The organism is Streptomyces sp. NPDC052064 (assembly GCF_055585925.1).
The window spans coordinates 417,066-439,388 of sequence record NZ_JBVJJE010000001.1 but is presented as its reverse complement, the minus strand read 5'-3'; the positions used below and the strand labels follow the sequence as shown (position 1 = coordinate 439,388).

17 protein-coding genes and 1 pseudogene are annotated in these 22,323 nt (G+C 71.0%); 10 read left to right on the top strand and 8 right to left on the bottom strand.

What is annotated here, in order from left to right:
* Nucleotides 1-40: 40 nt before the first annotated feature.
* A complete protein-coding gene (locus tag ACZ6TU_RS02055) occupies nt 41-892 on the bottom strand; it encodes a L,D-transpeptidase family protein (RefSeq protein ID WP_467672558.1) in 852 nt (283 codons plus the stop codon).
* Nucleotides 893-1,038: 146 nt separating this feature from the next.
* Here ACZ6TU_RS02055 and ACZ6TU_RS02050 point away from each other — a divergent pair, with 146 nt between their 5' ends.
* On the top strand, nt 1,039-2,619 hold the full coding sequence (locus ACZ6TU_RS02050; RefSeq protein ID WP_467671773.1) for an acyl-CoA mutase large subunit family protein: 1,581 nt from the start codon (nt 1,039-1,041) through the stop codon (nt 2,617-2,619).
* A 79-nt stretch (nt 2,620-2,698) separates the two neighbouring features.
* Here ACZ6TU_RS02050 and ACZ6TU_RS02045 read toward each other — a convergent pair whose 3' ends face one another.
* Nucleotides 2,699-4,096 (bottom strand): FAD-dependent oxidoreductase, encoded by a 1,398-nt coding sequence (locus ACZ6TU_RS02045; RefSeq protein WP_469545977.1) that lies wholly within the window; start codon nt 4,094-4,096, stop codon nt 2,699-2,701.
* 72 nt (nt 4,097-4,168) lie between these two features.
* Here ACZ6TU_RS02045 and ACZ6TU_RS02040 point away from each other — a divergent pair, with 72 nt between their 5' ends.
* Nucleotides 4,169-4,819 (top strand): TetR/AcrR family transcriptional regulator C-terminal domain-containing protein, encoded by a 651-nt coding sequence (locus ACZ6TU_RS02040; RefSeq protein WP_469545974.1) that lies wholly within the window; start codon nt 4,169-4,171, stop codon nt 4,817-4,819.
* A 9-nt stretch (nt 4,820-4,828) separates the two neighbouring features.
* On the opposite strand, the gene ACZ6TU_RS02035 is transcribed toward ACZ6TU_RS02040, so the two are convergent.
* The 4 genes from ACZ6TU_RS02035 to ACZ6TU_RS02020 all read right to left on the bottom strand — a co-directional run bounded on the left by ACZ6TU_RS02035 (nt 4,829) and on the right by ACZ6TU_RS02020 (nt 9,465).
* Nucleotides 4,829-5,749: a class I SAM-dependent methyltransferase gene (locus tag ACZ6TU_RS02035; RefSeq protein WP_469545970.1), complete on the bottom strand. Its 921-nt coding sequence runs from the start codon at nt 5,747-5,749 to the stop codon at nt 4,829-4,831.
* A gap of 63 nt (nt 5,750-5,812) precedes the next feature.
* Nucleotides 5,813-6,967, bottom strand: a complete 1,155-nt coding sequence (locus tag ACZ6TU_RS02030) for an acyltransferase family protein (protein ID WP_467671765.1) — start codon at nt 6,965-6,967, stop codon at nt 5,813-5,815.
* A 180-nt stretch (nt 6,968-7,147) separates the two neighbouring features.
* On the bottom strand, nt 7,148-8,479 hold the full coding sequence (locus ACZ6TU_RS02025; protein ID WP_467671764.1) for an alpha-2,8-polysialyltransferase family protein: 1,332 nt from the start codon (nt 8,477-8,479) through the stop codon (nt 7,148-7,150).
* Nucleotides 8,479-9,465, bottom strand: a complete 987-nt coding sequence (locus tag ACZ6TU_RS02020; RefSeq protein WP_467671762.1) for a glycosyltransferase family 2 protein — start codon at nt 9,463-9,465, stop codon at nt 8,479-8,481. The genes ACZ6TU_RS02025 and ACZ6TU_RS02020 overlap by 1 nt, the downstream gene beginning before the upstream one ends.
* A gap of 198 nt (nt 9,466-9,663) precedes the next feature.
* Here ACZ6TU_RS02020 and ACZ6TU_RS02015 point away from each other — a divergent pair, with 198 nt between their 5' ends.
* The 4 genes and pseudogenes from ACZ6TU_RS02015 to ACZ6TU_RS02000 form a co-directional block, all read left to right on the top strand.
* Nucleotides 9,664-11,034, top strand: coding sequence for a DUF6716 putative glycosyltransferase (locus tag ACZ6TU_RS02015; RefSeq protein WP_469545967.1), 1,371 nt, complete (start codon nt 9,664-9,666; stop codon nt 11,032-11,034).
* A gap of 44 nt (nt 11,035-11,078) precedes the next feature.
* Nucleotides 11,079-12,344 carry a cytidylyltransferase domain-containing protein gene (locus tag ACZ6TU_RS02010; protein WP_467671758.1) on the top strand — a complete coding sequence of 422 codons (1,266 nt, stop codon included), beginning with the start codon at nt 11,079-11,081 and terminating at the stop codon, nt 12,342-12,344.
* Between the two features lie 13 nt (nt 12,345-12,357).
* Complete coding sequence (locus ACZ6TU_RS02005) at nt 12,358-13,296, top strand: N-acetylneuraminate synthase family protein (RefSeq protein WP_467671756.1); 939 nt, start codon at nt 12,358-12,360, stop codon at nt 13,294-13,296.
* Nucleotides 13,297-13,342: 46 nt separating this feature from the next.
* Nucleotides 13,343-14,401, top strand: a pseudogene (locus ACZ6TU_RS02000) (ferritin family protein); the annotation flags it as partial.
* A gap of 499 nt (nt 14,402-14,900) precedes the next feature.
* Here ACZ6TU_RS02000 and ACZ6TU_RS01995 read toward each other — a convergent pair.
* Nucleotides 14,901-15,581, bottom strand: coding sequence for a class I SAM-dependent DNA methyltransferase (locus tag ACZ6TU_RS01995; RefSeq protein WP_467671754.1), 681 nt, complete (start codon nt 15,579-15,581; stop codon nt 14,901-14,903).
* Between the two features lie 475 nt (nt 15,582-16,056).
* Between ACZ6TU_RS01995 and ACZ6TU_RS01990 the strand changes: the two genes are divergently transcribed.
* Nucleotides 16,057-17,289, top strand: a complete 1,233-nt coding sequence (locus ACZ6TU_RS01990; protein WP_467672556.1) for a M20 family metallopeptidase — start codon at nt 16,057-16,059, stop codon at nt 17,287-17,289.
* 62 nt (nt 17,290-17,351) lie between these two features.
* Here the strand turns inward: ACZ6TU_RS01990 and ACZ6TU_RS01985 are convergent, their stop codons facing one another.
* A complete protein-coding gene (locus tag ACZ6TU_RS01985) occupies nt 17,352-18,686 on the bottom strand; it encodes an alpha/beta fold hydrolase (RefSeq protein ID WP_469545963.1) in 1,335 nt (444 codons plus the stop codon).
* 67 nt (nt 18,687-18,753) lie between these two features.
* Between ACZ6TU_RS01985 and ACZ6TU_RS01980 the strand changes: the two genes are divergently transcribed.
* The 3 genes from ACZ6TU_RS01980 (at nt 18,754) to ACZ6TU_RS01970 (ending at nt 22,145) form a co-directional block, all read left to right on the top strand.
* On the top strand, nt 18,754-19,374 hold the full coding sequence (locus tag ACZ6TU_RS01980; protein WP_467671750.1) for a TetR/AcrR family transcriptional regulator: 621 nt from the start codon (nt 18,754-18,756) through the stop codon (nt 19,372-19,374).
* Nucleotides 19,375-19,659: 285 nt separating this feature from the next.
* Nucleotides 19,660-20,703 (top strand): BMP family lipoprotein, encoded by a 1,044-nt coding sequence (locus ACZ6TU_RS01975; protein WP_467671748.1) that lies wholly within the window; start codon nt 19,660-19,662, stop codon nt 20,701-20,703.
* 395 nt (nt 20,704-21,098) lie between these two features.
* Nucleotides 21,099-22,145 (top strand): BMP family lipoprotein, encoded by a 1,047-nt coding sequence (locus tag ACZ6TU_RS01970; protein ID WP_467671746.1) that lies wholly within the window; start codon nt 21,099-21,101, stop codon nt 22,143-22,145.
* Nucleotides 22,146-22,323 lie beyond the last annotated feature (178 nt).

The window sequence follows — 22,323 nt, the reverse complement described above, 5'->3', positions numbered from 1 at the left end:
CCCCCGGTCCCGCCCGCGCCCCAATTCCCCTTCCGCGTCCTCACCAGGACACGACGACCTTGTCGCCGTCGCGGACCTGCGCGTACAGCTCCGCGATCGCCCCCTCGTCCCGTACGTTGACGCAGCCGTGCGAGGCGCCCGCGTAGCCCCGGGCCGCGAAGTCGGGGGAGTAGTGCACGGCCTGGCCGCCGCTGAAGAACATCGCGTAGGGCATGGGCGAGTCGTAGAGCGTCGACACGTGGTCGCGGGACTTCCAGTAGACGGAGAACACACCCTCCCGGGTCGGTGTGCCGCGTGAGCCGAAGCGGACCGCCATCGTCGACACCGTCCGGCCGTCGATCATCCAGCGCAGCGTCCTGCTGGTCTTGTCGATGCACAGCACCCGGCCGGTCGTGCAGCGCGGATCCGGCGGATCGGCCGGCTGGCCGCCCATGAGGTACAGGTCCCAGGTGCCCGGCTCGCGGGTCATCCGCAGCAGCCGCTGCCAGGTGACGGTGTCGGTCCGCCCGGTGCGAGGCAGCCCCCGCTTGCCCTGGAAGCCGCTGACCGCCCGCTCCGTCGACTCGTCGTACGTGCCGGTCGGCCCGTCGAAGAGCCAGGCGACCTGTCGCAGCCGGGCCTGGAGTTCGCGGACGTCCCGGCCGGTGTCGCCGCGGGACCACAGCACGCGGGGCGGGGCGGGGGCGGCGCTCGGCTTTTCGTCGCCGGGCGGGGCGGGAGCGGTGCCCGGTCCGCCGTCGTCGGCGGGGGTGCGGGCCGGGGACGGGGTGCCGCCGGGTAACTCGATGTGTACTGGTGAGCGGCGCCTCCCGTCGCCGTCAGGGGCCTGCACGGTACAGCCCGCCAGCACGGCCGCCCCGGCGACTGCCACTGCGATCGCTGCTCTCCCCATGCCCGTGGTACGCACGCGGCCCTCCGTCGTCTCACCGGTGTGCCCGGATGTCACCTGAGATGTTCCCCGGGGATGACCCGTCGCGAACCAGGGGGCATGGTGGTGAGCGAGGTCCCTACAGTCCGTCCTGCGGGAGGCATCAGACCATGGCGCGCGAGTCGGAGTCCGGACTGCCCATCGAACCGGTCTACGGGCCGGACGACCTGCGGGACTGGAACCCGGCGGAGAAGCTGGGGGAGCCGGGGGCGTACCCCTTCACCCGTGGCGTGTACCCGACCATGTACACCGGCCGCCCCTGGACGATGCGCCAGTACGCGGGCTTCGGCACGGCCAACGAGTCCAACGCCCGCTACCGGCAGCTGATCGCCCACGGCACGACGGGCCTGTCGGTCGCCTTCGACCTGCCCACCCAGATGGGCCACGACTCCGACGCCCCGCTGGCGCACGGCGAGGTCGGCAAGGTGGGCGTCGCCATCGACTCGATCGACGACATGCGGGTGCTGTTCGGCGGCATCCCGCTGGACAAGGTCTCGACGTCGATGACGATCAACGCCCCCGCGGCCCTGCTGCTGCTCCTCTACCAACTGGTCGCGGAGGAACAGGGTGTCGCCGCCGACCGGCTCACCGGCACGATCCAGAACGACGTGCTGAAGGAGTACATCGCCCGCGGGACGTACATCTTCCCGCCGAAGCCCTCGCTGCGCCTGATCGCCGACATCTTCAGGTACTGCCAGGCCGAGATCCCGAAGTGGAACACGATCTCGATCTCCGGCTACCACATGGCCGAGGCGGGCGCGAGCCCGGCGCAGGAGATCGCCTTCACCCTCGCCGACGGCATCGAGTACGTCCGCACGGCGGTCGCGGCCGGGATGGACGTCGACGACTTCGGGCCCCGCCTGTCCTTCTTCTTCGTCGCCCGCACGACGCTCCTGGAGGAGGTCGCCAAGTTCCGCGCCGCGCGCCGGATCTGGGCGCGGGTGATGAAGGAGGAGTTCGGCGCGGAGAACCCCAAGTCGCTGATGCTGCGCTTCCACACGCAGACGGCGGGCGTCCAGCTGACGGCCCAGCAGCCGGAGCTGAACCTGGTCCGCGTCTCGGTCCAGGCCCTGGCGGCGGTCCTGGGCGGCACCCAGTCCCTGCACACCAACTCCTTCGACGAGGCGATCGCGCTGCCCACGGACAAGTCCGCGCGCCTCGCCCTGCGCACCCAGCAGGTCCTCGCCCACGAGACGGACGTGACGGCGACCGTCGACCCCTTCGCTGGCTCCTACGTCGTCGAGAGGATGACGGATGACATGGAGGCCGCGGCCGTCGAGCTGATGGCCAAGGTCGAGGAGCTGGGCGGCGCGGTCGAGGCCATCGAGCGCGGCTTCCAGAAGAACGAGATCGAGCGCAGCGCCTACCGCATCGCCCGGCAGACCGACTCCGGCGAGCGGGTCGTGGTCGGCGTCAACCGCTTCCAGCTCGACGAGGAGGAACCGTACGAGCCCCTGCGCGTCGACCCCGCCATCGAGGCGCAGCAGGTGGAACGCCTCACCAGGCTCCGCGCGGAGCGCGACCAGCCGACGGTGGACGCGGCCCTGGCCGCCCTGAAGAAGGCCGCCGAGGGCACGGACAACGTCCTGTACCCGATGAAGGACGCGCTGCGGGCCCGTGCCACGGTCGGCGAGGTGTGCAACGCCCTGCGGGAGGTGTGGGGGACGTACGTACCGAGCGACGCGTTCTGATCCTCCTGCCGCTCCTTCGGTGGTGTGCGTGCCGGGTATCCCGCGGCGGCGGGTGTCCGGTGCGGGGACACGGTGTCGACTAGAGACCGGCGCGCGCCATGTACTGCCCCAATCCGTCGCCCGTTTCGCCCGCCCAGCCCACATAGCCGTCCGGCCGTACCAGGAACAGGCCCTTTCCGTACGTGGCCTGCTCCGCCCCGCTGACCGCGTGCACCGGTTCGGGCAGCGCCGGCGCCGCCGTCCCCACCGTCACCAGCGTCCAGTGCGGCCCCCGGAAGGCGTCGAAGAGCCGTACGCCGTCCAGCGTGCCGTCCGGTGCGCGGTCGCCGGCCCGGAGGGCGCCCGGGGCCGTACGCGTCTCCTGGGTGAGGGACGACTCCCGGTACCCCAACCCAAGTTGGCGGGTCGCCTCGCCGCGCCGCGTCTCCCCGCGGTGGACGCTCGTCGACAGCCCGAGCATGTCCGCGGCGATCGGGCGCCGTTCCTCCTCGTAGGTGCCGAGGAGCGATGCCGGTGCACCGCCCGTCAGCACCGCGCCCAGCTTCCACCCCAGGTTGTAGGCGTCCTGGACGCTGGTGTTGAGGCCTTGGCCGCCGGCCGGGGAATGCACGTGCGCCGCGTCGCCGGCGAGGAAGACCCGACCGGAGCGGAAGCGGTCCGCCAGGGCCGCCCGGGGGCGGAAGTCCGAGGCCCAGCGCAGCTCGGTCACGGCCTCCGGCGTGAGGTGCGAGCGGGCGGCGACGACCTTCCGTATGGCCTCCAGGGAGAGGTCCGGGGTCGTCCCGTCCGGGAACTGCGCCATCAGCTGGAAGTCCTCCGTGCCGGCCAGCGGGCAGATCGCGAGGAAGCCGTCGCCGTCCCCGTCAGGCGGGAAGATGTGCCAGTTGTCCCGGTCCAGGCCGCTGATCCGGATGTCCGCCACCAGCGTCGGGTTCGGGTCGACGGTCTCACCCGTCATGCCGATGCCGAGCAGCCTGCGTACCGTCGAGCGGCCGCCGTCCGCCGCGACGGCGTACCGGGCGGTGACAGGCTCACCGGAGGTGAACTCCGCGCGGACCCCGTCCGCGTCCTGCGTCAGGCCGACGACCTGCCGGCCGAAGGCCACCTTTCCTCCCAGCTCCGCCAGCCGTGCCCGCAGGATCTGCTGCGTACGCCACTGCGGCACCATCCAGGGCTCGGTGTACGGCGAGTCCTCGCTCGCCTCGGCCGGGTCGAACATCCGGTGCTCGACCGTCCGCCTGCCGTCCTGCCAGACCACCCCCACCGGGTAGGGGCCGCCCGCCGCGCGGATCGCGTCGAGCACGCCCAGGTCGTCGAAGACCTCCATCGTGCGCGGCTGGATGCCCTTGCCGCGCGAGCCCGGGAAGAGCCCTTCCGCCCTCTCGACCACCAGCGCGGCCACGCCTCGCCGGGCGAAATCGATGCCGAGCGCCAGACCGGTCGGGCCCGCACCCACCACCAGTACGTCCGTATCCATGAGCCACCCCTCCTTAACGCTGTTAAGTTCTCTCCTTCCGATGATCGGCTTAACGGTGTTAAGTTGTCAAGCGTGAGTACGGAACGACGCGAGCCCCTGGACCGCCGACGAGTCGCGGACACCGCGCTGCGGCTGCTGAACGAGGTGGGCCTGGACGGCCTGACCCTGCGTGCCATCGCCCGGGAACTGGACGTGAAGGCGCCCGCCCTCTACTGGCACTTCAAGGACAAGCAGGCGCTGCTCGACGAGATGGCGACGGAGATGTACCGCCGGATGGTCGCCGGGGCCTCGCTCGACCCGGCCGACACCTGGCGGGAGCGGCTGCTGAAGGCCAACCGGGGGCTGCGTGCCGCCCTGCTGGACTACCGGGACGGCGCCAAGGTGTTCAGCGGCTCACGCTTCACCGGCATCGAGCACGCCGGGCAGATGGAGGACAACCTGCGCTTGTTCACGGCCGCCGGCTTCACCCTCGCCCAGGCGGTCCGCGCCCTCACCACGACGTATCTGTACACGCTGGGCTTCGTCACCGAGGAGCAGGGCGTCCAGCCGCTGCCGGGCGAGCGGCGCGAGGGCTACGACATGGACGAACGCGCCCGCCTGATGGCCGACTTCCCACTGTCGGCCCAGGCGGGCGCGGAGATCTTCGAGGACTACGACGGGCACTTCGAGGAGGGACTCGCCCTCGTGATCGAGGGGATCGGGGCGAGCTACGGCGTCTCATGACACCCCGGCTCAGGACCGCTGCGCGCGTGCCCGCCGTACGGCCCGGGTGACCACGGGGGGCAGCAGGTCCTTGGCGAGCCGGCGGGCCCGGGACGGGGCGGGCCGGGCCGGGCGCGCCGCGCGGGACTCGGTGACGGGGGCGGCCGGGGGACTGGCCGGTCCCGGTGCCACGTAGTGCCGGGACGGCGGGAAGGGCGGCGGCTTCATGCCCTTGGACCGGGCGCGGACCAGCCGGTGCCCGGCCGCCTCCTGCACGCTCAGCCCGACGTCCGTGCGCTGCCGCAGCATGTCGAGCAGTTCCTCCTGAAGCGGCTCGGGGTCGCCCCAGGTGCCGTAGAGCTTCTGCGTGCTGAGGCAGACCGGGCGCAGCCCGCGGTTGAGGACGGCCTCCCAGGCGGCGACCGAGACGCCCGGCGTGTGCTCGGAACGGAAGTCGTCGAGGACCACGATGCCCTCGGGCAGCAGGATGTCGTGGGCGGCGCCGATGTCGCCGTACACGTGCTCGTACAGGTGCGAGGCGTCGACGTGGACGAAGCGGCAGGTGTCCGGGGCCACCTTCTCGGACACCACCGAGCTGGGGGCCGCGATCACCGTCGGCAGCGTGTCGTGGAAGGACAGGTAGTTCCGCTCGAAGGCCTGCTGGGTGAGCGAGGCGTACGACTTCGTGGACTCCGCCTTGTTGGCCTCGTCCGGGGCGTCGCCCTCGAACAGGTCGCAGACGGTGAACTTCTCGCCGTCCTGGAGGTGGTGGCCGAGGAGGATCGCGCTCTTGCCCATGTAGACGCCGAGCTCCAGCAGGTCTCCGCTCATGCCCTGCTTCTGCTGCCGCTCCAGGAACCAGGTGAACAGCATCTGGTCCAGCGGCGGGAACCAGCCCGGGACGTCGGCGAGTTCGCCGGGGTACGTGTCGGTCGCTTGTGCGTTGGTCATGAGACGAGCCTTCTCCTTGAGCGTTGCCCCAACCGACGGTTGGTTGAACGTCCCGTGAACAGCTCAGCGACCCTTGGCCAGCAGGGCCCGCAACCGCGGCGTCAGCGGCTTCTCCACATACTGGTTCAGCAGCCACGCCAGCAGCAGCATCGAGGCAGCTGTGAGGGCGAATGTCGCCGCGGACGGCAGATCCAGGCCGCGGTGCAGGGCGTGGATCACCACCCAGCCGAGGTGTTCGTGGACGAGGTAGAACGGATATGTCAGCGCCCCCGCCACCGTCAGCCAGCGCCAGTTCGCCCAGCGCAGCCAGCCCAGCGCGATCGCGGCGACGGCGACGAAGCCGAAGGTCACGACGAGGGCGATGCCGAGCGAGGAGCGGTAGGAGAAGCCGCCCGCGTCGGGCGCGTGCCACAGCCCCTGCACGGCGTAGTGCTGACCGATCAGCCAGCTCACGGCGACGATGCCCCACCCGTAGGCGTCCCGCCGGTCGAGGTGGACGAGGTAGAGGCCGACGCCGCCGATGAAGAAGGGGGCGTACTCGGGCATCACGACGACGTCGAGCAGCGGCATGTGCGCGCTCGCCGCGATCACCGCCGCCAGCATCCAGCCGGCGCAGAACATGATCACCCGGCGCCGGTTGGCCCCGGGGAGCACGACGCACAGCGCGAACAGCGCGTAGAAGCGGACCTCCGCCCACAGCGTCCAGCACACCCCGAGCACCCGGTCCACGCCCAGCGGCATCTGAAGCATGGTCAGGTTCACCAGCGCGTCGCTCGGCGAGACCGCCTGATAGGCCACCATGGGCAGCGCGAACACCGCCGTCACGAGCATGACCGCCACCCAGTAGGCGGGCAGCAGCCGGGAGGCGCGGGAGGCGAAGAACGACTTCAGCGGCCGGCCCCAGCCGCTCATGCAGATCACGAACCCGCTGATCACGAAGAAGACCTGGACGCCGAGGCAGCCGTAGGCGAAGTACTCGTGCAGCGTGGGGAACTGCTCCTTGGGCGAGCTGCCCCAGGCCTCGGAGACCTCACCGTCGCGCCCGCCGTAGTGGTACGCCGCCACCATCAGCGCGGCCACCAGCCGCAGTCCGTCCAGGGCGCGCAGCCGGCCGCCGGAGTCCTTCCGGCGCGGTGGGACGGTCGTGGCGCCTGGCGGTTCGACCAGCACGGCGACTTCGGGCCGGGGCTTGGGAGTGCTGACGACCGTCTCGGTCACGCTGAAAACCTCTGTAGCTCGCATGTCGTTTCACCTGAGCCGCCTGTGGGCGGGCAGGGCGCCGGCTGTCACCCTAGGGCGGAGATCGACGCCAAAATGTTCGACGGAGTCAGCCTTCGCCTGCCGGCCTTCATGGGTTCATCTGGATGTCGCCGAGCCAGGCCGCCGGGCGGACCTGCCTCAGCGGCGCACCGCCTTGCGCAGCGCCCGCGCCCGCCGGACCACCCTGCGTGCCGTGGAATTGCGGGGCAGGAACGCCAGCCGCTGCGGAATACCGCCGGGCAGTCCGAGCGAGGTGAGTCGGCGCTTCTTGAAGTAGCGCCGGGTGCGCGGACCGAGATGGCGGGCGAGGAACTGTTCCGCCTGCGGGCGCAGGTCCGGATAGATCTGCGGCTGCATGGTGAACCCGACCGCGGTCACCAGGTCGGACAGCAACTCGGCCGGGAGCAGGTCGCCGTCCTCGCCGCCGTCCAGGTCGGGCAGCAGCGCGTCCGCCAGGGTGGTGGGGATCCGGTTGCTGTTCTGGTACGGCGTCAGCCGCTCCAGCAGCAGTTCGGTGCCGATGCGCGCGACCGGCAGCTCGTAGAACACCGAGGCCGTGAACAGCGCCGTGGAGAAGCAGCCGACGACCAGCGCGGGCCGGGTCCGGTCGAACAGCACCTCGGCGAGCACGGGCGTGTCCAGCACGGTGAGGTCCACGCCGAGCTTCTCGGCCTCGGTCTCCAGGGCGCGGCTGTAGCGGGCCGGTGCGGTCGGGTGGGGCTTGAAGACGACCGTGCGGTGGCCACGGGCGACGGCGCCCCGCATCATCCGCACGTGCAGGTCCTCTTCCTCCTCGGGGGAGAGGATGTTCAGCGCCGACAGGTACTGGCCGAGCAGCAGCGCCGCGTCGCCGGGCAGGTCGGGCAGCTCGGGCACGGTCTCGGTGACCTCGCCCAGCACCTTCAGGAACGCGGGCGACGGCACCAGACGCGCCGGCACCTCGAACTCGGTCAGCAGCATCGGCGTGAGCCCCGGCACCAGGTCGAGGTGCAGCAGCCGCCGCACGCGCGTGCCGACCAGCGGGTCGAGCTTGTTGCGCGTGGGGCCGTAGCTCATCAGCCCGTCGGCGTAGACGTCGATGGGGGCGTCGGTGAACAGCTGCGCCACCGTGAGCGCGGGCGCGACCTGGATGGACTCCAGCACCAGGCTCACCCGGTCGTCGCCGAGGCCCCACAGCATCCGCAGATAGCGCTCGAACAGCGGGATGTCGTCGGAGCGCGGCGTCCAGGCCCCGGGGTGGAACGGGCGGATGGCGTCGTTCCAGGACAGCACGTCGTCGAAGTGCTCGCGCAGCGGCGCGAAGCCCGGCATCTCGTCGAGGGCCGGGGTGGTCTCCGGGTTCGCGGAGTTGTTGAACACCAGCAGTACCCGGCGGTCCGGCTCCTCGAAGAGGTCCGAGTCGATCGCGGCGGCCAGGGTGGCGACGCCGTACAGCGTCGAGGCGCAGAAGATCTGTGTGGTCCCGGGCATCAGGCGGCCGCTCCCGCCGGGGTGACCCTGCGCCGCAGCCGCCGCAGCTTGGACGAGCGGTCCATGTCCATGGCCTCCAGTGCGTCACCGAGCGCGTCCTGTGGCATGCGCTTGATGGCCGCCGCGCTCATCGACCGCAGCTGCCTGGCCACGGCCGGTTCGAACCTGTCTTCGTTGGAAAGGTGGTGCGCGATGATCGCGCAGTACGTCCGTACCGCCTTCGGCAGCAGCCGGTCGGCCTCACGGTCGGCGGCCGTCTCCTCGATCACCTGGTCGAAGGCACGGATGAAGTCGAGCTGGCGGACATCGCCGATCTGCGTCAGGGACGAGGCCACCCCGCGCCGGTAGAACACGCCCAGCAGGCTCACCACGGCGAACGACTCCGCCTCGCGGTGCAGCTTCCATATCCACGGCCGGTCCTCGGCCGTGCGCAGCCCGTCGGTGAAGTGCAGCACGCCCCGGTCGAGGAGGCGGCGGTGGTAGGCGCCGGCCCAGGCGTAGGCGTAGTCCACCGAGGTCGAGCGGTGGGCGGGCAGGATCGCCTCCCGCGGGTCGAACGCCTCCCAGCGCCGGCCGACCGGCACCCGGGACACGGAACGGGCGCGCGCGGTGGCCTGCACATGGTCGGTGCGGATGAAGTCGCAGCCCAACTCGTCCAGGGCGGAAACCAGTTCGGCGAGGTAGCCGGGGGCCAGCCAGTCGTCGCCGTCCAGGAACGTCAGGTACTCGCCCTGCGCCGCGTCCAGGCCGGTGTTGCGGGCGGTGGCGAGCCCCCCGTTCTTCTCGTGTCGGATGTAACGCACCTGCGCGACATCCGAAAGGTCCTCGGCCGCCCGTTCGAGAATGGCCGGTGTTTCGTCCTTCGAATGGTCGTCGACCAGGATGAACTCGAAATCGCGGTCGGCATTCAACCGAAGGCTTCTGAGGGTGTCCGGGGCGTATTGCTGCACGTTGTAGAACGGCACGATCACGGAAAGCTTAGGCACCCGCAAAACGTTAGGAGGCCGTCCGGCTCCGCAACTTTCCGGTGCGCGTACACTGGGTGAACTCAATGTGTCAGAACGGTGCACCCCGTGTACTTCCCGGTTCGCCACGGGCCAGTTCGGCTCCCGGTGGGGTGTTGTTAACTTTTCGTTGAGTCGCGGTTCCGCCATACCTAGGAATTGCTTCCTAGCGTCTTCGACGTGCCAGCAAGTACACCGAACCGCCCGCGAATCGCCGTCCTCGCGGACTCCGACACCCGCTGGAAATGGGGTGCGCTCACCGCGCACCGCATCGCCCCGGGACAGTCCATGGAAACCGCACCGCGCGAGGCCGCGCAAGTCGGCCCCGCCCTCGACGGATTCCTGCTGCGCGGCCGGGCCACGCCCACGCCGCGCCAGCTGGAGGAAGTGGGCGTGCGCGCCGACTCGCTGCGGGAAGTCACCGCCGTCGAGTTCCTGCGCACCATGGCCGAGGAGTCCTACGACATCCTCGTCCTCGCCCTCGTCGGCGGCGGAGTGCAGGCGATGCTGCACGGCCTCAAGCGCGCTTGGGAGAACCGGACTTCGCGGCCCGTCGTCGTCACCGGCTACGTCGGTGTCGTCTACGAGAAGCTCGCCGACGGCCTGCTGCTGCGGCACGGCGCGGACCTGGTCCTCGCCAACTCCCGTCAGGACGCGGACCGTTTCCGGGCCGTCTACGAAGGGGTGGGCGCCGACGCCTCGTCGGTGACCGAGGTGGCCCTGCCGTTCCTCGGCGGTGCTCCCTACGCCGGCGAGCACGACCCCTCTGCGAAGCAAGGGCGCAAGCCCTACACGGTCGTCTTCGCCGCCCAGCCCTCCGTGCCGGACAGCCGCAAGGACCGTACGTACCTGCTGAACCGGCTGGTCCAGCACGCCCGTCGGCACCCCGAGCGCGAGGTGCTGCTGAAGCTGCGCTCCAGGCCGGGCGAACACACCACCCACATCGAGGAGTTGCCGTACCAGAAGCTGGTGCAGCGCCTCGATCCCCCGGCCAACTTCCGTCTGGTCTACGGGAACATGGGCGAGGTCCTCGACCGCACCGACCTGCTCGTGACGGTCAGTTCCACGGCCGCCCTGGAGTCGCTGCACCGCCGCATCCCGACCGTCGTGCTGACCGACCTCGGCGTCCGTGAGGCCCTCGGCAACCACCACTTCGTGGGCTCCGGCTGCCTCGCCTCCTGGGACCAGCTCGACGCCGGGCACCGGCCGGCGCCCGACGAGGAGTGGGTCGCCCGGCAGGGCGTCGCGGCGGACGGCACCTACGACTCCGCCTTCGACGCGGCACGCGAACGCATCGCCAAGCTGCTCGACCGGCCCGGCGGCCTGCCCCCGCTGACCCCCTACTACACACCCGTCACCGCGCCCGGCTATCTGCCCGGGATCCTCGCCCGCCACCACCTCGGCCCGGACGGCACCCCGCTGCCCGGCGCGCCGGCCGCCGACAGGGAGCCCGGACCGGTCCGGCAGATCGTGCGCCGGGCGGCGCGCGGCGCCTACCGGCACGGCGTGCAGCGCGTGGCGCCCGTCATCCGGCGGATGGGGGAGCTGTGAGCCGCCCCGAGCCCTCCGCCCAAGGAGCCCAAGGAGTAGACCCCATGTCCCACCCGGAAGCGGGACGAGGCGCCGCGGTGCGCCGCGTGCTCGCGGTGATCCCCGCGCGCGGCGGCTCCAAGGGCGTGCCCGCGAAGAACCTCGCCCCCGTCGGCGGCGTCCCCCTGATATCGCGGGCGGTGCGCGAGTGCCGCGCGGCCCGGCTGGTGACGGACGTCGTGGTCTCCACCGACGACCAGGCCATCGCGGCCGCCGCCCGTCAGGCCGGCGCCGAGGTCGTGCTGCGGCCGGCCGCCATCGCCGGCGACACGGCCACCTCCGAGGCCGCCGTCCTGCACGCCGTGGACGCCCACGAGGCCCTGCACGGGGCGGTCGTGGACGTGGTGCTGCTGGTGCAGTGCACCAGCCCGTTCATCGTCCGGGAGGACGTCGACGGGGTCGCCGCGGCCATCGTGGAGAACGGCGCCGACACGGCGCTCACCGTGGCGCCCTTCCACGGCTTCGTCTGGCGCGACGCCGAGGACGAGGTCGCCGCCGGGAGCGTGTCCGAGGCCGACGCCGCCGTCGGCGGCGGCTACGGCGTCAACCACGACAAGTCCTACCGCCCCCGCCGCCAGGACCGCCCCCAGGACCTGCTGGAGACCGGCGCCGCCTACGCCATGGAGGCGGCCGGCTTCCGCAAGCACCAGCACCGCTTCTTCGGCCGCACCGAACTGGTCCGCACCGACCCCGCACGCGTGCTGGAGATCGACGACCCGCACGACCTCGCCCGCGCCCGGGCCCTGGCACCGCTCTTCGACGCGGACCGCCCCGGCGCGCTCCCGACCGCCGACGACATCGACGCGGTCGTACTCGACTTCGACGGCACCCAGACCGACGACCGGGTGCTGATCGACGCCGATGGACGGGAGTTCGTCTCCGTGCACCGCGGAGACGGCCTCGGCATCGGGGCCCTGCGCAACTCGGGCCTGAAGATGCTGATCCTGTCCACGGAACAGAACCCTGTGGTCGCCGCCCGGGCCCGGAAGCTCAGGCTCCCGGTGCTGCACGGCATCGACCGCAAGGACCTCGCGCTGAAGCAGTGGTGCGAGGAGCAGGGCATCGCGCCGGAGCGCGTGCTCTACGTCGGCAACGACGTCAATGACCTCCCGTGCTTCGCCCTCGTCGGCTGGCCCGTGGCGGTCGCGAGCGCCCACGACGTCGTGCGCGGCGCCGCACGCGCGGTCACCACCGTCCCCGGTGGCGACGGCGCGATCCGAGAGATCGCCAGCTGGATCCTCGGCCCCTCTCTCGATTCCCTCACCAAGTAAGGAACTCTCTGCAATGAGCACCAACTCCCGCATCCGCACCTTCGGTACGCGCGAGGCCGGCCCCGGCCGCCCCGTCTACGTCACCGGCGAGATCGGCATCAACCACAACGGCGACATCGAGAACGCCTTCAAGCTGATCGACGCCGCCGCCGAGGCCGGCTGCGACGCGGTCAAGTTCCAGAAGCGCACCCCGGAGATCTGCACCCCGCGCGACCAGTGGGACATCGAGCGTGACACCCCCTGGGGCCGGATGACGTACATCGACTACCGCCACCGGGTCGAGTTCGGCGAGGACGAGTACCGCCAGATCGACGCCTACTGCAAGAAGAGGGGCATCGACTGGTTCGCGTCCCCGTGGGACACCGAGGCCGTCGCCTTCCTGGAGAAGTTCGACGTCCCCGCCCACAAGGTCGCGTCCGCTTCCCTCACGGACGACGAGCTGCTGCGCGCCCTGCGCGCCACCGGCCGCACGGTCATCCTCTCCACGGGCATGTCCACCCCGAAGCAGATCCGCCACGCCGTCGAGGTCCTGGGCAGCGAGAACATCCTGCTCTGCCACGCCACGTCGACCTACCCGGCGAAGGCCGAGGAGCTCAACCTCCGCGTCATCAACACGCTCCAGCAGGAGTACCCGAACGTCCCGATCGGCTACTCCGGCCACGAGACCGGCCTCCAGACCACCCTCGCCGCGGTCGCCCTGGGCGCCACCTTCGTCGAGCGCCACATCACCCTCGACCGCGCCATGTGGGGCTCGGACCAGGCCGCTTCCGTGGAGCCGCAGGGCCTCACCCGCCTCGTCCGCGACATCCGCACCATCGAGGCCTCCCTCGGCGACGGCGTGAAGAAGGTCTACGAGTCCGAGCTGGCCCCGATGAAGAAGCTGCGCCGCGTCGCCGGTGTGGTCGCCGAGGCGGAGATCGCCGACGCGGCGGGCGAGCCGGTAGGCGTCTGAACGCACAACCCCCACAACCCCCCTACGACGGGACGGTCGTACGTCGATGAGCCCCCGCGCCGGGAATGCCGGCCCCCACACTCTCGCCTTCGTCGAGAGTCCGGTACAGCTGCTGAACGTGCTGGAGTGGGCGCACGCGCATGCGTCCGGCGTGGGGCTCACCCTCGTGGTGCTGTCGCCCGTCGACCCGATGACGCGCGGCCAGCTGCGGCGGATGTCCGACCTGGCCCGCGACGAGGGGCACGAGGTCCGCTGGGAGGAGGCGCGCGGCGGCCCCATGGCGCCCTTCCAGACCATCGGCGGCCTGGCCGGCCTGCTCCGCAGAGCGCGCCGGGTGGTGCTGGGGGACCCCTTCTCCCGTTACGTCCAGCTGCTGCTGACGATCACACGGGCTCGCGACCTGGTCGTCGTCGACGACGGCACGGCGACCATGGAGTTCGTCGGGCAGCTGGCCCGGGGCGAACGGCTGGTGCGCTGGCACCGCAAGGGCGGCCGCCCCGGCCCGCGGGACCTGATCTTCGCGCCGGTGTCCTCCTCGGCCCGCCGCAGGCTGACCCCGGGGGACAAGCGCCAGGTCGAGATCTTCTCCTCCATGCCGATGGAGGAGACCCCGGCGGGCGTCACCGTCAGCGCCAACGACTTCGCCTGGACCCGGGCCCGCTTCGGCCCGCCCCGCATCACCAAGGGCGCCGACATGGTCGGCACGTCCCTGGTGGAGACGGGCGTGGTCGACGACGACCGCTACCTGGAGGCCGTCCGCGCGCTGGCCAGGACCCACGGCGCCACCCGCTACTTCGCCCACCGCCGCGAGAGCACGGACAAACTCCGCCGGCTCGCGGTGGAGACGGGCCTGGAGATCGTCCGCCCCGAACTCCCCCTCGAACTGATCGCCCGCCGCGGCCCCATCGGCCGGACGATCCTGAGCTTCCCCTCCACGGTCGTCCACACCCTCCCGCTCGCCCTCTCCGGCACCGAGGTCCGGGTCGCGGTCTGCGACATCGACCCGGCCTGGCTGACCGACCACGCCTCCCCTCGCGCCCAGGGCTTCCTGTCGGGGGTGACGGGGGCGGCGCGGGATGTGCATCGGTTGTCTACGGCGGGGGCGAGGGCGGGGGCTGGTTCGGAAGGTCCGACTGGTCCGGCGAGTCCGGCCGGACCGGGGGGACGGAGGGGCTCGGCGGCCTCCGAGGGTCCGACTGGCCCGGGGGATACGGCTGGCCCGGGAAGTATCACGGGCACGGGCACGGGCACGACGGGCTCGGCCGGGACGGCGGACTCGGTGCGCATGGCCGGCCCGGCTGGGACGCCGGGTGCAGCGGACATGGTCGGCTCGTCCGGGGCGGCAGGCCCGGCAGGCCCGCCCGGGCCGGCGGGCGCGGTGGCTGCCGGCTGAGGTGCCGGAGGCGCATCGGGAGCCGGCGGGGTCAGCCGGGTCAGGCGGCCTGTCAGGCGGCCCGGCGGTTCAGGCGGACCTGATCGCCAGGCAGGCCGGGCGGCGACGAGCCGAAGACCTGCGGCGGCTCACGCACGGGCAGGGCAGATCCATGCACCGACCGCGGTGGCTCGGCACGCACCGGTGGGCTCGGCCACGCTCCGGGGCGGGCTCACGCTCCGGCAGACGCCGGCTTGCGTGCCAGCAGGAACGCCCGAGGGCGTTGCTCCTCACCCTCGGCCTCCCGCAGCACGCGGGAATGGAGCTCCAGGCCGGCCTCCCTGAGCTGCGCCGCGACGGTCTCCGGGGTGCGCCAGTAGTAGTCGAGCGAGATCTCCTGCCCGAAGCGCTCGGTGAGGTGCGCACGGCCGTCCTCGGCACCGGACTGGAACCCGATCAGCACGGGCGCACCCGGCACCAGGACGCGGTGGAACCCGGCGAAGACCGAGGGCAGATGGTCGTCGGGCACATGGATGATCGAGTACAGCGCGACGATGCCGCCGAGCGTCTCGTCCGGCAGGTCCAGGGCCGTCATCGAACCGACGTGGAACCGCAGCCCCGGGTGCGCCCGGCGGGCCAGGGCCACCATGCGGGGTGAGACGTCCACCCCGAACACCGGCAGCCCCAGGTCGTGCAGCCGGGCCGCCACGTATCCGGGACCGCTGCCGATGTCGGCGACCGGGGGCTGCACCGGCGCCCCGGGGGCACGCACCAGGTCGACGAAGGCCGTCAGGAGGGCCCGCTCCAGCGGCCTCCCGGCGAGACTGTCCGGGAACCCGGCGGTGTAGTCCTCGGCGATGGCGTCGTACGAGGCCTGGGTGGACTGGACGAACTCGGGGCTGTCGGCGCGCACCGGGCGCACACTATCGGGGCCGTGCGTCCGCTAGGGCCTGTTGCGAAAGTGCCGCCTGCCGCGCGACGCCCGGCACGCACTCTCGCCGCACCGGCCGAAAGCCCGAGTACGCCCAGTACGAGGGCTTCCGGCCGGCACGCCGAGAGCACGCACCGGACGCCGCGCGGCCGCCCTTCGGGCGACGACGCCACTTTCGCAACAGGCCCTGGACGAACAAGGCCGTGTTCCCCGCGCAGGGCGTGGTATCCGTGGAGGAGGATGGATGGATACCGGCGCCGTGAGCCAGGTGTGGCCGATGTCACATGCTGTGGGTCGTGGTGCTGGGCTCGGCCCTAAAGGCGGGCGAGTTTACCCATCTCAGTTGATAGCTATGCGTCGGGCGGTCGTATTTTCTTCCTCGAATGGGTTGAAGTTTTGTTGATCGAGGGTCGGAAGACCACCCTGGCGCCCTACCCTTCAGAGGGTGAAGCAATTGATGTCACTGGAGTCCGAGGTCGATCTTCCCGGGGCAGCCGTACTTCCCGGTGCGCTGCCCGACGCTCTGTGCGCCGAGCTCATCGCGTTCCGGCGCGACCTGCACATGCACCCGGAGCTGGGCAACCAGGAGTTCCGCACGACAGCCGCGATCAAGGAGCGGCTCGAGAAGGCCGGCCTCAAGCCGCGCGTACTCGCCGTCGGGACAGGACTCGTCTGTGACATCGGCGTAGAGGGCGAGCAGTGGGGCGGGGGCCCCAGCATGCTCGCCATGCGGGCCGACATCGACGGCCTGCCCATCCCCGACATGAAGAGCGAGTGCCCGTACCGCTCGACCGTGCCCGACCGGGCCCACGCCTGCGGTCACGACGTGCACACCACCGTGGTCCTCGGCGCCGGTCTCGTCCTCGCCGAACTGCACAAGCAGGGCCTGCTGCCCCGCCCGGTCCGGCTGATCTTCCAGCCCGCCGAGGAGGTACTGCCCGGCGGTGCCGCCGACGTCATCAAGTGCGGGGCGCTGGAGGGGGTCGGCGCGATCGTCGCCGTGCACTGCGACCCCCGCGTGGACGCGGGGCAGGTCGGACTCCGGGAGGGGCCCATCACCTCCGCCTGCGACCGGCTGGAGATCGCCCTGAACGGCCCGGGCGGCCACACCGCACGCCCGCACCTCACGACCGACCTGGTCACCGCGGCCGCCCGCGTCGTCACGGACGTACCGGCCCTGGTCGGCCGGCGCTTCGACAGCCGGAGCGGGCTCGCCATCACCTGGGGCCGCGTCGAGTCCGGGCACGCGCCCAACGTCATCCCGCAGCACGCCGAGCTCTCCGGCACGGTGCGATGCCTCGACATCGAGGCGTGGCGGCAGGCTCCCGACGTCGTGGTCGCCGCGATCGACGAGATCGCCAACCTGCACCGTGCCAAGTCGGAGATCAACTACGTCCGCGGTGTCCCGCCCGTCGTCAACGAGCCCGGCGTGACCGAGCTGCTGCGCGACGCCATGATCGCCCGACGCGGCGTCGACTCGGTCATCGGCACGGAGCAGAGCCTCGGCGGCGAGGACTTCTCCTGGTACCTGGAACACGTCCCCGGTGCCATGGCCCGCCTGGGCGTGCGCACCCCCGGCGAACGCCACGTACGCGACCTCCACCAGGGCGACTTCGACGTGGACGAGTCCGCGATCAAGGTCGGAGTGGAACTCTTCACCGCCGCGGCCCTCGTCAACGGCCTGCGCTAGGGCTCGCCCGCTGGTGCCACGGCCGCAGCGGGGCGGCTCTTTTCGCGGGCTGCGGGTCGTCGTCACTTGTGGTCACGAAGGAACGTGGGGATCTCGCTGCGGGTCGGATAGTTCGGCAGGGGCGCGGGCTCGTCCTCAAGGAAGGCGGTGACGACGGCGGCGGCTCGGTTGTCGTTGTCGTCGAGGCCGTTCCACATGTGGTGTCCGACGCCGGGCATGTACTGCGTGCGCTGGATGGCGGGATCTTCGGCAAGGATGGCGGTCGCCCATTGACGGACCTGGGAGGAGCACTCGGCGATCATCAGCATCGTGGGGGTCCGGGAGTGCCTCAGTCGCGGGGCGATGGACGGAGAGTCCTTGAGCGTCTGCTGGACGCGGAGGCTGGCGGCGGCGCTGAAGGAGAAGTTCTGTTCCGTGTCCTCGACGGGAATGCGGTGCGCGTCGCGCGCGCAGTAGCTGGCTGCGGTGTCGCTGCCGAGATCGGCGGCGGTGAACGCGTTGTCGCCCTCTGCCTGTCCGATCAGCCCGGTGTCGGGGGTGAGGAGCCCGAGTCGCATGAGGCCGAATGCGACGGCGTACCGGGGGGTGCGTGTCGACCGCGGTCCGGTCATGGCCGGCGCGAGGCCGCGCGCGGATTCTTGGCCCTTGTGTCCGGCGATGCGCGTGGTGGGGCCGTCCATCGGGCCGGGCTCGGCGATGATCGCCCGGTGCAGGCGCGCCGCGACGCGTGGGTCGGCCAGGGCTCGCGTGAGCACGACTCCGCCTGAGGAGAATCCGAGGATGTCGACCCTGCCCTTGCCCAGGCGATCGACGAAGGCGGAGAGATCGCGGACCGACCTGGAGATCGTGTACTGGCTCATGGGGAGCAGGTCGCTTCGTCCCCCGCCGGCCTGCTCGTAGGCGTAGACGTCGTAGCCCTGTCGCGCCAGGAGCCGCAGGAACCGGTGGTCGAGCACCGAGATGCCGCGAACCGGTCCGCCGTGGAGGTACACGAGCGGAACGGGGTGCCGGGTGCCGGCGTTCGCGGGCGGGTAGTGATACACCGCGACCCGGCTGCCTGTGGCCAGGCTCCAGTGCTGCGCGGCCAGGAAAGGCAGGTCGGGCGGGTACCGCCGTTCCGTGGGCACGGTCGGGATGCAAACCGACGCCGTCAACGCCGCCGCGACGGCCACCGGCAGGAACGGTACGAGCCGCGCCGACCAGGTACGGCGCCGACCCCGCCACAGTGCGGCGGCAGTCGCGATTCCCAGGGTGGTCAACCACGCGGGGAGCCCCGAGCCTGCCCCGTCCGTGAGGACGATGAACGCCAGGAAGAGGACGACCAGCCCGGCGATGGCAGCCAAGGCCAGCAGCAGGCGACCGGCTAAGCGGACAGGACGTATCACGGACGGTGGCATGAGGGACTCCCCGTAGTTTCAGAACGCTGTTTCAAAACGACGTTATCAGGAAAGGTAGGCTGTTGGCGTGGGTAGGCCGAGAACGAACGACGAGGCCGTCAAAGAGCGGCTCCTGGCGTGCGCGATCGAGATGCTCGCCACCCGCCCGCGGGAGTCGGTCACGGTCCGCGCCCTGGCCACCGCCGCCGGGACGTCGACGACGGCCGTGTACTCCTTGTTCGGCGGCAAGGACGGCCTGATCGGCGAGGTGCGCAACAGGGCCGTGGCCGGCCTGTTCCAGGAGGTGTCGGCAGTGCCGGCCTCCGAGGACCCCCTGGCCGACCTCTACGCACTGGCCGCCGCGTACCGTCGATGGGGGCGTGAACACAGCCACCTCTACACGGTGCTGTTCGGTGGTGTGCAATCTTTCGACCCGTCCGGCGAAGTCGGCACCAGTGACCCCATCCGGCCGCTCCTCGCGGCGATCGATCGCGCCTTGGCGGAGTCCGTCCTCGCCGGCGAAGCGACGTTCATCGCCCTGTCGATCTGGGTGACCCTGCACGGGCTCGTGACGCTCGAACTGGCTGGAGCCCTCGACACCGCCACGGCCGAGGTCACATTCCGATCGACGATTCACGCGACGCTGCGCGGCTGGGCGACCCCCGCGGTGTTCCGCACTCTGCGGCACGCCGAGTCCCGAAGTCGGTAGCTCTTCCCTCGGACCCGCCCGGCTGACGCCCCCGCCCGACGGAGCCTCCGGTTGCGCCCCCGGCGGCCCGGGGGCAGCCTGGTGCGCGTGACGAGCAGGCACGCGCCGTGTCCCCGAGTGCACCTTTCGCCCCCGTTCGATCCCGTGGTTCACAAGGGCGTAACCGGCCATCGGCACAAATGGGTAACGGCCCCGCAGCGACCCGTTCCCAGGAGTGTCTACGCGCGTTAATGTGCGCCGAACCGAGCACCCGCTGCGGGGCTTTGGAGAATGGGGAGCTTCAAGATGCGTCGGATTTCCAAACTGACCCGCGTCGCGGTGGGGGTCGCGTCGCTGGGGCTCGTCGCCACGGCCTGTGGCGGCACCAGCAGTGACAGCGGTGACAGCGGCAGCGGCGACCGCGGCGTCGCCATCGCGTACGACGTCGGCGGCAAGGGTGACCAGTCCTTCAACGACGCCGCCTACGCCGGCCTGACCAAGGCGAAGGACGAGTACGGCTACAAGACCGCCGACATCGAGCCCACCGAAGGCGAGACCGACGCGGACAAGGAGCAGCGCCTGGTCTCGCTGGCCAAGCAGGGCTACAACCCGGTCATCGGCGTCGGGTACGCCTACGGCCCGGCGATGAAGAACGCGGCCGCCAAGTACCCGGACACCACCTTCGGCATCGTGGACTCCGTGGTCGAGGGCAAGAACGTCGCCTCCCTCGTCTTCGCCGAGGAGCAGGCTTCGTACCTCGCCGGTGTCGCCGCCGCCAAGGCCACCAAGTCGGACGTCGTCGGCTTCGTGGGCGGCGTGGACATCCCGCTGATCCACAAGTTCGAGGCCGGCTACAAGCAGGGCGTGGCGGACACCAAGCCCGGCGTGAAGGTGCTGTCCCAGTACCTGACCCAGACGGCCGAGGAGGGCGGCTTCGCCAGCCCCGACAAGGGCAAGGCCGCCGCCGAGGGGCAGATCGAGAAGAAGGCCGACGTCGTCTACCAGGCGGCCGGCCTGTCCGGGCAGGGTGTCATCGAAGCCGCCGCCAAGGCGAAGGTCTGGGCGATCGGCGTCGACTCCGACCAGTACAAGCAGGCCGCCCTCGCCCCGTACAAGAACTCCATCCTCACTTCCGCCCTCAAGGACGTCGGCGGTGCGGTCTACGCGCTGGCCAAGTCCGTCCATGACGACAAGCCCCTGACCGGCACGCAGACCTTCGACCTGAAGGTCAACGGCGTCGGCCTCTCCGAGGCGAACCCCGAGTACGCCAAGATCGCGGGACTCAAGGCGGCCGTGGACAAGGCCAAGGAAGGCATCAACGACGGCTCCATCAAGGTCAAGACCGAGTAGGCGAGTAGTACGTCAACGGTCTGCGGCAGCCGGAGCGGGCGGGCACCCCAGGGTGCTCGCCCGCTCCGCCGTTCCCAGGGGGCAGGGGCCAGGAACCAGGAATCGGATCACCCAGCGCCACGCCCCGTTTGCGGTCGGCAACCCCCGGGCCAAGACCCGGTGATGGCTTGGGCACGGGCGCATAACAAGGTGGACAGAAGGGGTTTTCAGGCAGGTCTACGCGCGTTAATCTGCGGCGAAGCCAGCGCCGAAGCTGAACCGTCCCGGCGCTAAGCGCCCCCGGGGTAGTGCGAGCACGTCCCCACGCCGCCCGGTACGCACTCTCGCCGCACCGGACGACGCGCGAACGCACTCGCACTGCCCCGGACCCGCTAGTACGACAGGAGCACCCACACATGCGCCGGATTTCCCGGATCACGGTCGCAGGCGCAGCGACCGCCTCCCTGGCCCTCGCCCTCTCCGCCTGCGGCAGCACCTCGACCTCCGGGTCGTCGGACTCGAAGGGGGACAAGGGCCTCGCCATCGCGTACGACGTCGGCGGCAAGGGCGACCAGTCCTTCAACGACGCGGCGTACGCGGGCCTGGAGCAGGCGCAGAAGGAGTTCGGCTACAAGACGGCCGACCTCGAGCCCACCGAGGGCGAGACGGACGCCGACAAGGAGCAGCGCCTGGTCTCGCTGGCGAAGCAGGGCTACAACCCGGTCATCGGCGTCGGCTACGCGTACGCCGCGGCCGTCAAGGGCGCCGCGGAGAAGTTCCCGAAGACCACCTTCGGCATCGTCGACGACGCCACGATCAACACCAAGAACGTCGCCGACCTGGTCTTCAGCGAGGAGCAGGCCTCGTACCTGGCCGGTGTCGCCGCCGCCAAGAGCACCAAGTCGAACGTCGTCGGCTTCGTGGGCGGTGTGGACATCCCGCTGATCCACAAGTTCCAGGCGGGCTTCGAGCAGGGCGTGAAGGACACGAACCCGAAGGTCAAGGTTCTCTCGCAGTACCTGACCCAGACGGCCGAGGAGGGCGGTTTCTCCAGCCCCGACAAGGGCAAGACGGCCGCCGAGGGCCAGATCGAGAAGAAGGCCGACGTGGTCTACGCGGCCGCCGGCCTGTCCGGCCAGGGCGTGATCGAGGCCGCCGCCGCCAAGAAGGTGTGGGCCATCGGCGTGGACTCCGACCAGTACAAGCAGGAGGCCCTCGCCAAGTACAAGGACTTCATCCTCACCTCTGCGATGAAGGACGTCGCCAAGGCGGTGTACAACCTGGCGAAGTCGGTCGAGGACGGCAAGCCCGAGACCGGTATCGTTCGTGGCGATCTGAAGACCGGCGAGGTGAGCCTGTCGGACTCCAACCCGAAGTTCGCGGACGACGCCGAGCTTCAGGAAGCCATCAAGACGGCCAAGGAGAAGATCATCAGCGGCGAGATCAAGGTCAAGAGCAGCTGACGACCGACTGCCTCGAAGCAGGCGGTAACCCCCGGGGTTACGTCCGCTCGACGGGGTACGGGGAGGCTGCTCCTCGTACCCCGTTGTCGCGGTGCGTCGGCCCCTTTGCATGCCGTAGGGGCGCTACGCGCGTAGACGACCCCCGTCCCCAGGAGAGTGCGCCATCAACGCGTCCAGC

Bases quoted from the DNA above. Each gene is read 5' to 3' on its own strand.
- ACZ6TU_RS02055 (WP_467672558.1), bottom strand. From the start codon at position 892: ATGGGGAGAGCAGCGATCGCAGTGGCAGTCGCCGGGGCGGCCGTGCTG.
- ACZ6TU_RS02050 (WP_467671773.1), top strand. From the start codon at position 1,039: ATGGCGCGCGAGTCGGAGTCCGGACTGCCCATCGAACCGGTCTACGGG.
- ACZ6TU_RS02045 (WP_469545977.1), bottom strand. From the start codon at position 4,096: ATGGATACGGACGTACTGGTGGTGGGTGCGGGCCCGACCGGTCTGGCG.
- ACZ6TU_RS02035 (WP_469545970.1), bottom strand. From the start codon at position 5,749: ATGACCAACGCACAAGCGACCGACACGTACCCCGGCGAACTCGCCGAC.
- ACZ6TU_RS02025 (WP_467671764.1), bottom strand. From the start codon at position 8,479: ATGCCCGGGACCACACAGATCTTCTGCGCCTCGACGCTGTACGGCGTC.
- ACZ6TU_RS02010 (WP_467671758.1), top strand. From the start codon at position 11,079: ATGTCCCACCCGGAAGCGGGACGAGGCGCCGCGGTGCGCCGCGTGCTC.
- ACZ6TU_RS02005 (WP_467671756.1), top strand. From the start codon at position 12,358: ATGAGCACCAACTCCCGCATCCGCACCTTCGGTACGCGCGAGGCCGGC.
- ACZ6TU_RS01990 (WP_467672556.1), top strand. From the start codon at position 16,057: ATGTCACTGGAGTCCGAGGTCGATCTTCCCGGGGCAGCCGTACTTCCC.
- ACZ6TU_RS01985 (WP_469545963.1), bottom strand. From the start codon at position 18,686: ATGCCACCGTCCGTGATACGTCCTGTCCGCTTAGCCGGTCGCCTGCTG.
- ACZ6TU_RS01975 (WP_467671748.1), top strand. From the start codon at position 19,660: ATGCGTCGGATTTCCAAACTGACCCGCGTCGCGGTGGGGGTCGCGTCG.
- ACZ6TU_RS01970 (WP_467671746.1), top strand. From the start codon at position 21,099: ATGCGCCGGATTTCCCGGATCACGGTCGCAGGCGCAGCGACCGCCTCC.